Source organism: Pseudobutyrivibrio ruminis HUN009, assembly GCF_000703005.1.
GTDB lineage: Bacteria > Bacillota > Clostridia > Lachnospirales > Lachnospiraceae > Pseudobutyrivibrio > Pseudobutyrivibrio ruminis_A.
Genome location: NZ_JNLH01000001.1, coordinates 1,769,694 through 1,785,219 on the forward strand (window position 1 = coordinate 1,769,694; position 15,526 = coordinate 1,785,219).

The 15,526-nt window shown below is 38.0% G+C and carries 15 protein-coding genes; 13 read left to right on the plus strand and 2 right to left on the minus strand.

The genetic code is table 11. The features are described from left to right. The first annotated feature begins 4 nt into the window (after positions 1–4). From BO15_RS0107940 to BO15_RS13230, 6 genes are all read left to right on the plus strand, one after another. Positions 5–400 (plus strand): hypothetical protein, encoded by a 396-nt coding sequence (locus BO15_RS0107940; RefSeq protein WP_167541221.1) that lies wholly within the window; start codon positions 5–7, stop codon positions 398–400. Positions 401–528: 128 nt separating this feature from the next. After that, entirely contained in the window at positions 529–1,125 is a 597-nt protein-coding gene (locus BO15_RS0107945; RefSeq protein ID WP_033153844.1) for a GTP pyrophosphokinase, read from the plus strand. 12 nt (positions 1,126–1,137) lie between these two features. Beyond that, positions 1,138–1,809, plus strand: coding sequence for a response regulator transcription factor (locus tag BO15_RS0107950; protein ID WP_033153845.1), 672 nt, complete (start codon positions 1,138–1,140; stop codon positions 1,807–1,809). Then, on the plus strand, positions 1,802–3,112 hold the full coding sequence (locus tag BO15_RS0107955; RefSeq protein WP_052169847.1) for a sensor histidine kinase: 1,311 nt from the start codon (positions 1,802–1,804) through the stop codon (positions 3,110–3,112). Before BO15_RS0107950 ends, BO15_RS0107955 begins: the two co-directional genes overlap by 8 nt. A gap of 80 nt (positions 3,113–3,192) precedes the next feature. Continuing rightward, the gene (locus BO15_RS0107960; RefSeq protein WP_033153846.1) at positions 3,193–4,185 is read left to right on the plus strand and encodes a histidine kinase N-terminal 7TM domain-containing protein; all 993 of its coding nucleotides are present in this window, start codon (positions 3,193–3,195) and stop codon (positions 4,183–4,185) included. A 17-nt stretch (positions 4,186–4,202) separates the two neighbouring features. Continuing rightward, entirely contained in the window at positions 4,203–5,984 is a 1,782-nt protein-coding gene (locus BO15_RS13230) for an HD-GYP domain-containing protein (protein WP_052169848.1), read from the plus strand. A 1,065-nt stretch (positions 5,985–7,049) separates the two neighbouring features. Here BO15_RS13230 and BO15_RS0107970 read toward each other — a convergent pair. Together BO15_RS0107970 and BO15_RS0107975 are read right to left on the minus strand one after the other, a co-directional pair. Further along, on the minus strand, positions 7,050–7,265 hold the full coding sequence (locus BO15_RS0107970) for a hypothetical protein (RefSeq protein WP_033153847.1): 216 nt from the start codon (positions 7,263–7,265) through the stop codon (positions 7,050–7,052). Positions 7,266–7,281: 16 nt separating this feature from the next. Then, entirely contained in the window at positions 7,282–7,479 is a 198-nt protein-coding gene (locus tag BO15_RS0107975; protein ID WP_033153848.1) for a PspC domain-containing protein, read from the minus strand. Positions 7,480–7,643: 164 nt separating this feature from the next. Between BO15_RS0107975 and BO15_RS0107980 the strand changes: the two genes are divergently transcribed. The 7 genes from BO15_RS0107980 (at position 7,644) to BO15_RS0108010 (ending at position 15,520) form a co-directional block, all read left to right on the plus strand. Then, complete coding sequence (locus BO15_RS0107980) at positions 7,644–8,138, plus strand: helix-turn-helix domain-containing protein (protein WP_033153849.1); 495 nt, start codon at positions 7,644–7,646, stop codon at positions 8,136–8,138. Positions 8,139–8,338: 200 nt separating this feature from the next. Continuing rightward, positions 8,339–8,917, plus strand: coding sequence for an ATP-binding cassette domain-containing protein (locus BO15_RS0107985; RefSeq protein ID WP_033153850.1), 579 nt, complete (start codon positions 8,339–8,341; stop codon positions 8,915–8,917). Positions 8,918–8,923: 6 nt separating this feature from the next. After that, a complete protein-coding gene (locus BO15_RS0107990; RefSeq protein ID WP_033153851.1) occupies positions 8,924–10,216 on the plus strand; it encodes a hypothetical protein in 1,293 nt (430 codons plus the stop codon). A 219-nt stretch (positions 10,217–10,435) separates the two neighbouring features. Continuing rightward, positions 10,436–11,020, plus strand: coding sequence for a 50S ribosomal protein L25 (locus BO15_RS0107995; protein ID WP_033153852.1), 585 nt, complete (start codon positions 10,436–10,438; stop codon positions 11,018–11,020). 130 nt (positions 11,021–11,150) lie between these two features. Beyond that, positions 11,151–11,471: a nucleotide pyrophosphohydrolase gene (locus tag BO15_RS0108000; RefSeq protein WP_033153853.1), complete on the plus strand. Its 321-nt coding sequence runs from the start codon at positions 11,151–11,153 to the stop codon at positions 11,469–11,471. 112 nt (positions 11,472–11,583) lie between these two features. Further along, complete coding sequence (locus BO15_RS0108005) at positions 11,584–12,498, plus strand: DMT family transporter (RefSeq protein ID WP_242843761.1); 915 nt, start codon at positions 11,584–11,586, stop codon at positions 12,496–12,498. A gap of 31 nt (positions 12,499–12,529) precedes the next feature. Next, complete coding sequence (locus BO15_RS0108010) at positions 12,530–15,520, plus strand: DUF3427 domain-containing protein (RefSeq protein WP_033153854.1); 2,991 nt, start codon at positions 12,530–12,532, stop codon at positions 15,518–15,520. Positions 15,521–15,526 lie beyond the last annotated feature (6 nt).

The window sequence follows — 15,526 nt, forward strand, 5'->3', positions numbered from 1 at the left end:
GCTTATGAAGAAATATCTTAGTTTATTATTAGTATTAACCATAATTATCAGCTTTGCAGGATGTGGAAAGAGCTCTGATGTAGGAGATGTGGATGTGGATTTAACCACTATGTCATCTACCATGGTTTACTCTTATGTGGCAGATATGCTTGCCAATCCTTCCAACTACAAAGGACAGCTTGTGAGAATGGATGGGGATAGCAACACCACACACGGCGGCACACATTCTTGTATCGTTTATGACGCTTTGGGCTGTTGTACAGAGGGAATTGAATACCTTCTGCCTGAGGATGAAGAATATCCGGACGATGGTGAGGCAATCACAGTAGTTGGTACTTTTGCCACATATACCAAGGGCGAGGGAAAATATTTTGTATTGATTGACGCAGTCATCGAGTAAAGTTCAGATAAATTTTAGAAAAATTTAAGAGAGTTTACCATGTTTTTTTGGTAAACTCTTTTTATGTGGAATAATTATCATTGAAACTAAATTTGTTGAGGACTCAAATTTAAAAATAGGAGAAAGTTTTGGCAGAAAGTATATATGGTAACCATCGCAGTGAGATGGAAAATGTTATGAATATAATCCTTAGTTCTATTAATGAGCTGAGGGAAAATATGATAAAAGAATTTGGCAGTGATCCAGTGGAGCATTGTTTGGCTCGTATCAAGGAAGAGGATAGCATGCGTGAAAAATGCAGAAGACAGAATCTTCCTGAAACCACAGAATCCGCACTTGAACAGATTCATGATGCTATTGGAATCAGAGTTGTATGTGCGTTTATCAGCGATGTCTATTCTGTTCGTGACCACCTTAGAAAAATAGAGAAGGTGGAAGTAATCGAGGAAAAGGATTACATCAAGCAAGCCAAACCAAACGGCTACAGAAGCTTGCACATGATTTTGAAATACGATAATAAGTATTTTGTAGAGATACAAATCAGAACTATTTCTATGGATACCTGGGCTGCGTTAGAGCATCATATGCGCTACAAGAAAAAGGTATCTAAAAGTGATGCACTTATTAGTGCAGAATTGAAAAGATGTGCTGATGAATTGGCATCCACTGATATGTCCATGCAGACAATAAGGGACCTGATTCGCTCAGAAAGCATTGACGAATAAGAGAGGAAATTTATGAAAATATTACTTGCTGAAGATACACTTGATTTGAATAAGGTTATTACATCCATGCTTGAAATGCAGGGATTTGATGTAGACAGTGCCGTTGATGGAGCGCAGGCTTTGGAGCTTGCTCTCAGCAATGGTTATGACGGCATTATCCTAGATATAATGATGCCAAAGATGAATGGACTTGAAGTATTAAAGGAAATCAGAAGAAGAAACATCGTTACACCAGTGCTGATGCTTACAGCAAAGGCAGAGGTGGATGACAGAGTAGAAGGATTGGATGCAGGGGCTGATGATTATCTGACAAAGCCATTTGCAATGAAGGAGCTGATGGCTAGAGTAAAGGCCATGACAAGACGTGGTAGCCAGTATGCAGCTAAGGAGCTTTCGTTTGGAGATATTACACTTAAGTCTGAAAGCCTTGAGCTTATCTGCGCAAACACAGTACGACTTTCATTAAAGGAATTCTCTTTGATGCAGACGCTTCTTTTAAATCAGGAACATCCAGTAGATACAAACTATCTAATTGAGCATGTTTGGAATGATGAAACAGATGTTGAGGAAGATACAGTTTGGCTCTATGTAAATTTCTTGCAGGGCAAGCTGGAGTACATTAATTCCGGAGTAACTATTAAAGGCGAAAAGGGCGGTTCGTTCCAGGTGGTAGTGAATGAGTGAAAAATCAATTCGAGCATTAAAGAATAAGTTCATAATTACTGCAATGGTTTCATTCTTTATTGTAATGAGCTTTATAGCAGGGTGTATCTATGTTATCAATTCCTTGATGACACGTGGACAAATAAAAGATAACATTCAGTACATTGTTGAAAATGATGGTGTTTTGCCTATGCAATATGAAAGCATCGAATCAGACGAGGCTGGAGGCAATAATACAACCATTGATAACAATAATGATTTGGTTTATCAGCTTGAAAAGCTTTTCGGTGTTGAGAGTAATTACATTTCTGATGAATTCTATTATTCAACCAGATATTTTGCGGTCACCTACACTGAAGACGGAGATGTTGAAAAGGTAATTACATCCCACACTGCAGCAGTAGAAGCGGATCAGGCAGTGACCTATGCCAACACAGTAATGAAGCGCTGGTTCAAGTTTGGAAGCTATGATGACTATTATTATATGGTGGCACCAAGGGATGTTGGTGGAACAATAGTTGTAGTATTAGACTGTAGCACACAGGTTGCTATCAATCGTCGACTTGTATTACTGGCTTGTATCCTGATTGGATTTGGTATGGTTATTTCGGCCTTTGTTATTAAATCCTGGGCAGGCAAGCTTATCCAGCCTGAGATTAAGAATGCAGAACTGCAAAAGTCATTTATTACAAATGCCAGCCACGAGCTGAAAACACCACTTGCGGTTATCAAGGCAAACACAGAAATGCTTGAGATCATGGGGGTTGAAAACGAATGGACTCAGTCTACTATGCGTCAGGTAGACCGATTGACGGGTCTTATCCAAAACCTGGTTTTGGTAACTAGGGCAAGTGAAAAGGATAGCAAAGAAGATAGAGTAGAGACAGATTTTTCTGCCATCGTTACTGACACTGCAAAATCATTTGAGGCGGTAGCTATTTCCGATGAAAAGACAATGGAGCTTAGCATAGCGTCTGATGTAAAGATATTAGCCCATGAAGGGGATATCCGTCAGATTTCAACATTGCTTATCGACAACGCCATAAAATACTGTGATCCAAAGGGAAAAGTCACAGTAGGACTTGGCAGAGATAAAAAGCATAAGCACATCTACTTACGTGTTTCAAACAGCTATGAATCTGGAGCAGGAATAGATTACCACCGATTCTTTGATAGATTTTACAGAGGTGATGAAGCCCATAATATCGACAAGGAAGGATATGGTGTTGGTCTGTCTATAGCGCAAGGACTTATGGAGCGTTATCACGGTGATATCAAAGTAAACTGGCGCGATGGCATCATCACGTTTACTTGTATTTTTTAAGTATTTTCAAGAAACTGGTTAAAATATCTTACATTATATGGCATAATGATTAATAGGGAGAATAGATAAGAGGGATGGGTATGTATTATCTGGTTTGTTTTATCTGTTCGCTAGCCATATTAGTATGGATAATATCTAATGAGAGAAAGCTTGGTACAAACGCAATTCTTGTAGCCTTTGTTACTGTTATAGGTGACGGAGGTTACTATGCCCTGGCCAGCTCCACATCTTTGAATGAGGCACTGCTTGGCAATGAATTGACCTACACTATAGGTATGTTTTCGCCAATGCTTTTCTTTTTTAATATCTGCGATATCTGCAAAATTCATTTATATACAAAGACAAAAATCGTTTTGTATTTGATTCAGATAGTTCTATTTTTATCTGCCTGTACGGCAGGCCAGCTTGATATTTTCTATAAGACTGTGGAATTCCATTATGGACCTTCAGGTGGATACTTGATTAAAACCTATGGTTTTGCTCATACACTGTACCTGATTTCTATGGCCTTTTATTTCATAATTTCCATTGCAATATCATTTAAATACAGCAGAAAAAAGAATGTTGTCAGCGCAAGAGATGTGGACATTTTAATCTTTTTATATTTCCTGATGTTTAGCGCGTATGCAGTTGAACGACTGATTCATATGAAGGTGGAATTGATGCCATTTATCTATACCATTGGCATCTTCGGAATTTTGATTCCGGTGGTAAAAATCGCAAACTATGCAATTGAAACCAACCCGGAGATTCTTGAGAGCGAGCTGAAAGAGACAGGGCTAATTGTTCTGTCTAACAAGCTTTTATATATGGATTGCAACGACAATGCTGTTAATCTTTTTCCAGAGCTCAGCCAGTGGGAGAAGGAAGAAAGGATTCCAGGAAATGGCGGCAGGTTCAACACATTTCTTAGACAGGATTTGATGAGGTATGTTGAATCAGGTGCTGACGATAGTATGGCGGGTAAGGAATTTACTGTGCAGGGTGAGGATTATTATTTGGAACTATCAAGGCTCCACAAGGGAAAGAAAGCAATAGGATACTTGATTAAGTTTACCAAGAAGAATGGATAGTTGCGGGAAGGTATTGTATGGATCATAAAAAATCCTTGATTGAAAATCTAGTGGAATGGTGTGTTTATTCCATCATTGCAATGTCTATTTTTATGGATGTTGTAGCTATTTTTTCCACGGATGTGGCACACGAGGCACCAGTGGGCTCTTTTGCAGTCCAGGATTTCAATCAGGATTGGATTTTAGAAATGGAAGATGGTACCCGGGGAATCATACAATTGCCATTTTTAACGGATTTTGATGGAGAAGAAGTTTTTGTAATAACAAATACATTGCCAGATAATTTGCAGGACAACAGCAGCCTTATGTTTCGCGCAAACATCGAGGATGTTTATGTTTACATAGATGGCAAGCTTAGGTCAGAGTATTCCACAGAATCCATTCCATTTATGTCCTACTATATTCCTAGTGCATATGTGGTTACCAAACTATCTTCGGAAGATGCATCAAAGGAAATCACAATCAAAATCCGTGCAAAGGTTTATGGCATCATAAATGAAATAAAACTAGGCGATGGAAATAACGTCTGGTTCAATGTAATCTATCAGAATATCCCGGTAAATCTTGCAGCCGAAATGATTTTATCACTGGGAATAATACTTCTTGCACTTTCACTTATTTTTTCAAAGTCTAATTTGAATCATAGATTGGTGTTTTATCTGAGCTTGCTTATGATAGACATCTCGATTTGGATGTTTTCGGAATCAATGATACGCCAGCTGATTTTTGCGAAGACAACCATGATTCAGTATTTTTCTTATTCTTCGATGGAGCTAGTGGGAGTGCTGGCCTGCATGTATTTTGATGAAGTTCAGCATAAGTATTATCACAAATTTTATTTTATAGCGGAGTTAGTGGGCACGATTGTAATAGCCTTAAACTTCACCTTGCATTTCGCAGGATTGGTAGAGCTTTTCAGAAGTTTACCAGTAGCCCACTTGATAATGGTATTGAGCCTTTTGATGAGTGTGTGCACACTAGTCAACGATGTCCGAATAGGCAGGATAAAAGAATATCGGGTAGTAGCAGTGGGCATGGATTTGATGCTTGCTACATGTGGAATGGAGATAATTGCATTCTATACTACTGAAAATCATGCCTTTGGATTATTTGCATGCATTGGTTTGGTATGTTTGATGATTACAACCGTGGTTCAGATTCTTGTGGATTGGACTGCAGAGACAAAGTTACGTGAAGCGGAGAGTGAAAGAGCTACCGTAAATACCATAAAGACTATTGCTGGTACAATTGATGCAAAGGATGAATACACAGGTGGTCATTCAGAAAGGGTGGGATATTATGCATCTATCCTGGCCAGGGAAATGGCTGCTGATTATGACTTTACCGAGGAAGATATTGAGCGCATTAAATACATTGGCAACATGCACGATATTGGAAAAATTGGTGTTCCTGATAGCGTCCTTAACAAAACTGAGAGGCTAAACGATGAGGAATATGAAATCATAAAGAAGCATGTAGAAATTGGATCGGCAATTATGGATGGTATGGATTCAACAATACAGGATTTGAAGGATGGAATCAGATATCATCATGAAAGATTCGACGGCAAAGGCTATCCTGATGGCCTGAAGGAGACGGAGATTCCACTTGTAGCAAGAATAATTTGTCTGGCGGACTGCTATGACGCCATGACATCTGACCGTGTGTACAGAAAGCGTCTGGACGATGAAACAGTTCGAGCTGAAATCCTTAGATGCGCCGGTACCCAGTTCGACCCAGCTCTGGCGGAGATATTTGTCAGGCTGCTGGATAGAGGAGATATGAAGGCTGTAAGGTAGAATTATTTAGGATTGAGATTGGAATTGTAGAGCCAGTGCTTTTGCGCTGGCTCTTTTTGTGGGGCCGGGCTTGTTTTGGTCTCGCGGAGGGCTTGTTTTGGGGTGGATGCCGGGCTGTGCGGGCCGGGACTACTGCCTGAGAGAGGACTTTTGATATTAGGCAGTAGTGGAATTGGCTGTGGCTACTGCCTGAGAGAGGACTTTTGAATTTAGGCAGTAGTGGAATTGATCGTGGCTACTGCCTGAGAGAAGATTTTTGACTTTAGGCAGTAGTGGAATTGATTGGGACTACTGCCTGAGAGAAGATTTTTGAATTTAGGCAGTAGTGGAATTGGCTGAGCCTACTGCCTGGGAGAAGATTTTTGATATTAGGCAGTAGTGGAATTGATTGTGGCTACTGCCTGAGAAAAGATTTTTGAATTTAGGCAGTAGTGGAATTGGCTGAGCCTACTGCCTGGGAAGAGATTTTGATATTAGGCAGTAGGAAAAACGGCCGGGCTTACTATCTGGGAGAAAAATTAGATTTAAGATAGTAAGAAAGTAGGCAAAACTTACTATCTGAAACGAAAAAGCAAATCTAGATAGTAAGAAAGTGGAGAAAACTTACTATCTGGGAAGAAAAAGAGATTCCAGAGAGTAAGAAATCAGGAAATGACTACTATCTGTGAGCAAAAAGTGATTGCAGATAGTAATTCTTAAAAATATATAAAATATCCGTCATATTGTAGAAATATAATGGGGCACCAATTATTATACTTATATAAAATATAATAGCGCACAATTAATGAGAATGGAGTTTTAATTATCCTTATTTCTTCCTTAACTGGGGAAGCGAGGCAGGCGCCTGGGGCTTCTCATCAAGCCTGCCATTTATGGGGTGCGCCTGGTGGATTTTGGTATTGTTAATCTTTTTAATCGTAGTAGGCTTAATCTATTTGAAACTGATTGATTATTTTAGAAAAGTTAGGTAAGTGTAAGTTTAGTAGAAGTAAGATATTGTTCAAAAAGCATCTTATTGACGTATGTCAAATAAGATGCTTTTTTAGTTCAATAAAGATTTTGTAGTTAATCAACTGCACCTGCAATCAGTGAAATCACACCTACTGCGATTAGTATTGGCAAAGCCAAATACATCAATCCGCCAAATACAAGTGCTAACAAAAACAATGGTAAGAAGACGATATAAAGCATAATTTTAAAAATGCCCCATGTTGCTCTGAAAGCCAAGCCTATCATCTTTCCAAAAATCATAAAAAATAAAATTCCAAATATTACTGACATAACAATGCCTCCTTCACTATACAACGTCTACTGGATTATCATCCATTACAAGAGCTGCAACGATGTAGATGATAATTCCGCTTCCTCCAGCAAGTGTAACTGCTGCCCAAATCAATCTTACAATTGTTGGATCTACATCAAAGTATTCTGCGATTCCGGCGCAAACGCCACAAATCTTTTTATTGTTGCTTTTGTATAATCTTTTTCCGTTCATATTAAGTACCTTCCCTTTCTATAAATAAGTGGTTTGTTTGATTTCTTACTTAAATTTTACATTTGTATTTCCTACTAATATATCACTTTTTCAGCAAATGAATATATGCTATTTTTCTTTTTTGGCAAAATAGATATAATGATTTTATTAGGAGGATAATACTGATGGGAAGAAAATCAATTAGAGAAGACAAAAGTGTATATTTCAAGGCTCGCGAGGAGGCTGGACTTACAAGAGCTCAGGCTAGCGAATTGATAGGTTCGATGACAGAAAGTCGTCTTGAAAAAATCGAAACTGGTAAGGTCGCAATCTATCCGGAAGATGTTGTGGATTTGGCAAACGCATACAAGCGCCAGGATTTATGCAACTATTACTGCACTCATCAGTGTAAAATCGGCCAGGAAACAGTCCCTGAGGTGAAGATGTCATCCCTGCCTGAGATTGTACTTGGTATGTTGTCAGCGTTGAATTCTCTCAACAATCAGAAAGAACGTTTCATTGATATCACTGCCGACGGTATAATCTCTGATGATGAAATTGATGATTTCCTTGCAATTCAAAAGCAACTTGAGCAAATCGATTTGACTGTGGAATCGCTCAAGCTTTGGGTATCAAAAATGATTTCCGAGGGAAAAATTAATAAAGATAAGCTTAATTAGTTATTTTTTCAGGATTTCGGCTAATTCGTCGAAATCCTCTTTTGCTTCTTTGAAGTAAGAACAAAACAAATATATCACTTAGAGTTAGAAAAGGCTAACAGAAGTTTGATAAATACATCACATAGACATTCATTACTGATATTGATTTGTGGTAAAATTTAGTAAGTTGGGTCGAGAATAATGAAATGGGGATAAATAAAATGACAATCATACTAGAAAACATTAGCAAATCATATGATGGTAACAAGGTTCTGGAGAATCTTAATGTGGAAATAGAAGATGGCAGATGCTATGCATTTGTTGGGCCTAAAGGGTCAGGTAAGACTACAGCTCTTAAAATTTTTATGGGGATGGAGAAACCGGATGAGGGAAAAGTGTGTAGGATGGGAGATTATAAGTATCCTACATTGCAAAGTGCATATGTTTCCCAGGATGGCCAGCTAAATCTGAAGAAGGATGCCATCTGGAATGTAAAAAAGGCACACAGATGGGCTAGCAAAGGAAGAGCCATAGAGGAGCTGACCCGCTTTATAGAGCCTGACAGACAGTGCATCCCAGTATCAGAACTATCCGTGCCAGAGCGCAGGTTGGTGGAGCTGGTAAAGGCCTTGTTTACACCAGCAGATTTTATCGTGCTGGATTCACCATTTGAAGGAATGGATGCTGATACCAAGCAGAAGACCATAGATTATCTGCTAGATATAAAGGGCAGCAGGCCTCTTATAATTGCCCAGGAAGATGCAGAGGGGCTGGATTTTGCTAGAAAGGTTTGCTTGTAGGAATATATGAATTTGACGGATGATAGAATAGAAATCAAATATAATTGGAAATATAGATTTATTTATATATTTTGTACTTTAGCAGTTTATGCTTTTGCAGTAATTTGCATATTAGATGAGCTGTACTCGGAAGAAAGACGTGTATACTGCATTACTGACAATATATGGCATATAATCGGTTTTTTAATATTTTTAGGAGTTATATTATTGTTTACATATGGAGCAGCTTCTGCTTTATATGACCAGATAATCATAGAAGGAAGTTACATCACTATTAAGCAAATATTTACTAAAACAGCTGAGGGTGATTCTAATTTGATAGAGTATTTTTCTTTAAAGAAAGATAGCAAGGTAAAAAATGCGAAAGCCCTTGAAATCTATTATCAAGGAGAGTGCTGGTCGTGCTCAACTGCAGATTTAACGTCCAATAAACATGAACTAATTGAGTATTTGCAAAAAAGATGTAACAAGAGACCGGTGAATAAGAGTGCTTCAAAGAAGGAAGAAAAGCAGGAAAAACGAGAAAAACTGTATTTTAAACCACCTTCATTGATTGCTAGATACTATGTTATGATTTCACGCTATTTGTTTAATATAGCAGCTTTGATATATTTCTTTTTTATTCAAGGTGGGGAGATTGTTCCTACAAATCTATTGTGGAAAGTGTGTATGGTGGCCTTTATATGGGGGGCCGCAAGAATCATTTTCTGGCAAGATGCTATGTTGTTTCACTGGAACGACGAGTTTCCGGACAAAGTCAATTGCAAAAGAAAGTTTTGGTTCAATCCAGATTTCTTTTTGGCTACACCGATAATTGGAATCGTATTATTGTATATGCGTGCTCGTTACGCTTGTAATAATTATCATATATACGAATTGGGCTATATGAATGTAGCTATTTTAGTTTTTACGTTTGCTTTTTGGCTAGTAATGTCAATCATAAAAAATATATTTTATGGAAGAAATACGATGCCAATCAGGACAAATATGGTAAGGCAGCTTTTAATTCTGTTTGTGATATTGATGCTTTCAGGGCAGAGTGTGTACTGTGGTTCTATTATGCTTTGCAGAGAGCCAACAGTAATTACTGCAGAATTACGTAGCAAACACAGTTATAGTAGTAGAAGAGGAGGCAACACCTACATATTTCAAGTTATAGATGATGATGGACTATACGAAGAGTATAAGGTCTGGTCAAATACATACAGCCAATACGAAGAGGGCGATGCGGTAACCATATTGGTTTACGAAAGTGTATTTGGCACAGAGTTTAGACATTTGGAGGAAGAGTACGACTAAATTTAATAAAGGACGGATAAAATAGCATTTTATTTGACGTGCGTCAAATAAGATGCTATTTAAAGGATGTAAAAGGAGAAGTAACAAGTAACACTTGACTATTAAATAAAAGAGGACTATAACAGAGTCGAACACGAGAAACAAACGAAACGCCAATTGAATATCGACATTCCGCAAATTTCCCTGCTCAAATATTTGTATTTTAGGAGGAAGAGACAAATGGATACTTACAGAGTACAAAGACGTGACATGGAAAAGAAGGCAAAGAGGTTGAGAAGAGAAGGCTACGTTACAGGTAACCTGTTCGGTAAGGATATCGAACAATCAATCCCACTCCAGTTCGAGGTTAAAGAGGCTGAGGCTCTTAGAAAGAGCGGACACACTCAGATGACTTTGGATTTGGAAGGAAAGAAGTATAATGTGTTACTTAAGGAACTACACTATGATGCAGCTAAGCATCAGATTGTAGAGATGGATTTCCAGGAGCTTGTTAAAGGCGAGGTTATCCACGCAACAGCCGAGGTTGTTCTTGAAAACAAGGAAGCTGTTACAGAAGGTGTTTTAGAGCAGCTCATTTCGGAGGTAGCTTACAAAGCAAAGGCCGAAGATGTAGTTGAGAAGATTGAAATAGACTGCAGCTCACTGAGACTTGGTGATACAGTTACTGTTGCAGATCTTGCTATTTCAAAGAACAAGAAAGTTGATGTAACTACAAACGCTGACCAAGTAGTTGTTGAGGTTATTGCATCAAAGAACCAGGTTGCTGATGATGAGGATGAAGATTCTGAGCAGGCAGCTTCATAGAAGATATGATTTTAGGGAGTCTCCGTTGGAGGCTCCTTTTTTGTAGGGATGTATAAGAAAATAGAGTGCCATAAAAAGTACCACTGTGCTATACTAGCATTGTTAGAAAACACAAGAAAAGGGATATTTTATGACACAGGAAACTATAGATCGTATAAGAAAAATGACAATAGATCGTGATTGGGACCAGTTCCACTCACCAGCAAACTTGGCAAAGTCTATTTCCATCGAAGCAAATGAATTGCTTGAATGCTTCCAGTGGAGCGACGATGATTACGATATCAACCACGTGAAGGAAGAACTCGCAGATGTAATCGTGTATTGCAGAAACATGCTTGATAAGCTGGGCCTTGATGAGGATGAAATCGTAAATGCGAAGATGGATAAGAACGAGGCAAAGTATCCTGTGGAGAAGTCTAGGGGAAGCAATAAGAAATATACGGAATTATAATAATAGGGCTGCACTTTTTGTGCAGTCATCTTTTTAACGTGGGAAGAGTATTTGAAAAAGAAAAATGATTAAAGAGAGAAATTGTTAATTGGAATCAATCAAGAAAAATAAAGTGTCACTTAGTAATAAATATGTTGTTTGTGCCTTAGCCATAGTCTGTTGCTTGCTGTGGGGCAGCGCATTCCCTAGCATCAAAATCGGATATCGTATTTTCGGAGTGAATGCAGCAGATTCGATGTCGCAAATTTTGTTTGCAGGAATTAGATTTTCGCTTGCAGGAGTGCTGGCGGTAATCTTTGGAAGCATTTCACAGAAGAAGGTTTTAGTACCAAAGGCAAGCTCATGGAAAATGATATGTACTCTTAGCATTTTCCAAACCATATTGCAGTATTTTTTCTTTTATATAGGCCTAGCCCATGCTTCAGGAGTCAACGCATCAATCATTAATGGAATGAGCACATTCTTTGCAATCCTGCTAGCATGCTTGGTGAAAAAGCAGGAGCACATGACAGTTAGTAAATTGACAGGTTGCATTCTTGGAGCAATCGGAGTAATCCTTGTAAGTTTGAGCAGTGGTAGCATCGGAACTGGCATCGCTTTTAATGGTGAGGGATTCATCCTCATTGCTTCTGTATCCTATGCAATATCTTCGGTGCTGATAAAGGAGTATTCTCAGCATGAGAACCCGGTAACACTTAGCGGATACCAGTTTATCATCGGTGGTATAGTGATGATAGCGGTTGGCCTGGCAGGCGGAGGCAGACTTCACCAATCATCAGGACAGGGAATTCTTTTGATAGTATACCTAGCTTTGGTTTCATCAGTTGCTTACTCAGTGTGGGGACTTTTGCTGAAGTACAATCCGGTTTCTACCGTTACTGTATACGGATTTACGAATCCAATCTTTGGTGCGTTGCTATCAGCCATTTTCCTGAGAGAGTGGGGAAATATTTCGTGGAAATCGTTGGTGGCGCTGGCGCTTGTAAGTGCTGGTATTTATATTGTTAATAGTGGGAAGATGAAATAGAGAATATTCAAGACTGAGGGGATATCAATAAATGTCAAACGTTGAAGAGTTAAAACTAGGTCTACAAACAGCATATATCGATGGTAGCGTAGCATCAAATCTTGCTTACAGACCTCAGTTTGTTTCAAACAACTATAAAGAGGGAAAGAAAGTTATTTCGTCTATTGAGGATGAGCTTTCTAACTGTGACAGTTTTCAGATAAGCGTTGCCTTTATTACAATGGCGGGTATTGTACCATTGCTGCAGATACTTAAGGAGCTTGAGGAACGAAATGTTCCAGGTAAGATATTAACTACGAATTATCTTAACTTTAGTGAGCCACGAGCTCTTAAAAAGCTTAATGAGTATAGCAATCTTGAAATTCGTATGTACGATGTGGATGCAGCAGAGGAAGGTTTCCATACAAAAGGTTACATTTTCAAGAGAGATGAAATATATCGAATTATTATTGGAAGTTCAAATATTACTAGTTTGGCGCTTACCAGTAATAAGGAGTGGAATACTAAAATTGTATCAACTGAGCAAGGTGAAGTAGCACAGGAAATTGTTACCGAGTTCAATGATTTATGGAATTCAGAATATGCTTTGAATTTCGATGTTTTCTATGAAAACTATAAGCAAGCATATAAGCTTATTAAAGAGCAAAGAGAGATCGCAAAACAAAGCGAAGTTACTTCAATAGAGAGCTATAAGTTAAAGCCTAATAGTATGCAGGTAGGCTTCATTACAAATCTGAAGAAGATTGTTGATAGTGGTGAAAATAGAGCATTGCTTATTTCTGCAACAGGAACAGGTAAGACTTATGCTTCGGCTTTTGCTATGAGAGAAATGAGATTCAAGAGAGTTCTTTTTCTGGTTCATAGAGGTCAGTTGGCCAGACAAACTAAGAAGTCTTATGAAAGAGTTTTCGGTAGCACAATTACAACAGGAATAATTGGTGCAGGCCATTCAGTTGAAGATAATAAAGATAAGGACTACATCTTTGCGATGATTCAGACTATGAGCAAAGACGAGTCTTTAAAACAGTTTGATAAAGATGCATTTGATTGTGTCATATTTGATGAAGCTCATCATGCAGCAGCAGATTCTTATAAAAAAGTGATGGAGTATTTTACACCTAGTCTTTGGCTTGGAATGACAGCTACTCCAGATAAGCGCGATGACAATGTTGAGGGAAGAAATATCTATGAAATCTTCAATTATCAAATAGCTTACGAAATCAGATTGCAACAGGCAATGGAAGAAAATCTTTTATGTCCATTTCATTATTTTGGAATAAAGGATATTTCAATTATAGGTGATGATGCCGATGCTCACAGAGATTTCAGTGTTCTTACAAGTGATGAGAGAGTTAGGCACATTATTGAACAGACTAAGTATTATGGTTACAGTGGTGACAAAGTAAAGGGACTAATATTCTGTAGTGGAATAGAAGAATCAAAGACTTTGTCAGCTAAGTTTAATCAGATTGTAAATCCAGATACTGGCAAAAAGTATAGGACTATTGCGTTGAACGGTGATGCAAGTGAAGATGCCAGACAAGAAGCGTTTGAAAGACTTGCTATGGATGAAGCTGATGCGACAGAAAACATGCAGCCACTTGATTACATTTTCTCATATGAAATATTGAATGAAGGTGTAGATATTGTAGAGGTTAATCAGGTTGTAATGCTTCGACCAACTCAGTCGCCTATAGTATTTATACAGCAGCTTGGACGAGGACTTCGTAAAGCCAATGGAAAGGAATATGTTGTTATCATCGATTTCATTGGGAACTATAACAACAACTTTATGATTCCTATAGCACTTTCCGGAGACCGTACCTATAACAAAGACAATATTCGTAGATACGTTATGGAAGGTGGCAGAGTTATTCCTGGAGCGTCTACGGTTCATTTTGATGAGATAAGCAGAAAACGAATATTTGATTCAGTAGATAATGCCAATTTTAGTGATGTTAGGCTGATAAAAGAAAACTATACTAATTTGAAAAATAAACTTGGTCACATTCCAGCGCTGAAGGATTTTGATGATTATGGTGAGATGGATGTACTGAGAATATTTGATAATAACAACCTTGGTTCTTACTATAAGTTTCTGGTCAAGTATGAGAAAGAATATACAATTCGTCTTTCCGATAATGAAGAAAAGGTTATAGAATTTGTATCGAAGAAGCTAGCTAATGGTAAGCGTATACATGAGCTTAGATTGCTTAAAAGAATGCTTTTGTTGGTTGGATATGCTCCAGTTAGTAATCTTATTTCTGGGTTAGCAAAAGACCTTGAGGAGAACTATGGTAAGCACTTATCAGAAGACCAGGCTGAAAACATTGTAAACGTAATGACAAATGAGTTTGCTTCAGGCTCTGGAAAAAAGACGTATGCTGAATGCGTGTTATTGGAAAAAGACAATACAGATTATACCTATAGCAAGTCATTTATAAAAATGCTTCATAATAAGGACTTTTATAATATTCTAAATGAGCTAGTTGATTTTGGAATAAGTCGATATGAGCGAGATTATAGTAAACCATACCTTGACACTGATTTGGTACTATATCAGAAGTACACATATGAGGATGTATGTAGGCTTCTTAATTGGGCAAACAACGAAGTGCCAACGAATATTGGTGGATATAAGTATAATGATAAGACAAAGACATTTCCTGTTTTCATTAATTATGAAAAGGATGATGACATAAGTCTTACTACAAGATATGAAGATCGTTTTACTAGCAACAGGACTTTGATTGCAATATCAAAATCAGGAAGAAGCCTCAAGTCAAATGATGTTCAAAAGTTTTTGAATAGCCAAGAACTTGGAATACAGGTAGAATTATTTGTTAGAAAGAATAAAGACGACAAAGGGTCAAAAGAATTCTACTACTTAGGCCATATGACTCCGAGTGGATATGCCAAGGAATTTACTATGGCCAATACCGAGAAGAAAGCAGTAGAAATAGAATGGATTTTAGATGTACCTGTTAGAGAAGATATTTATGAGTACATTGTAGGTGTTTAAAAGGAG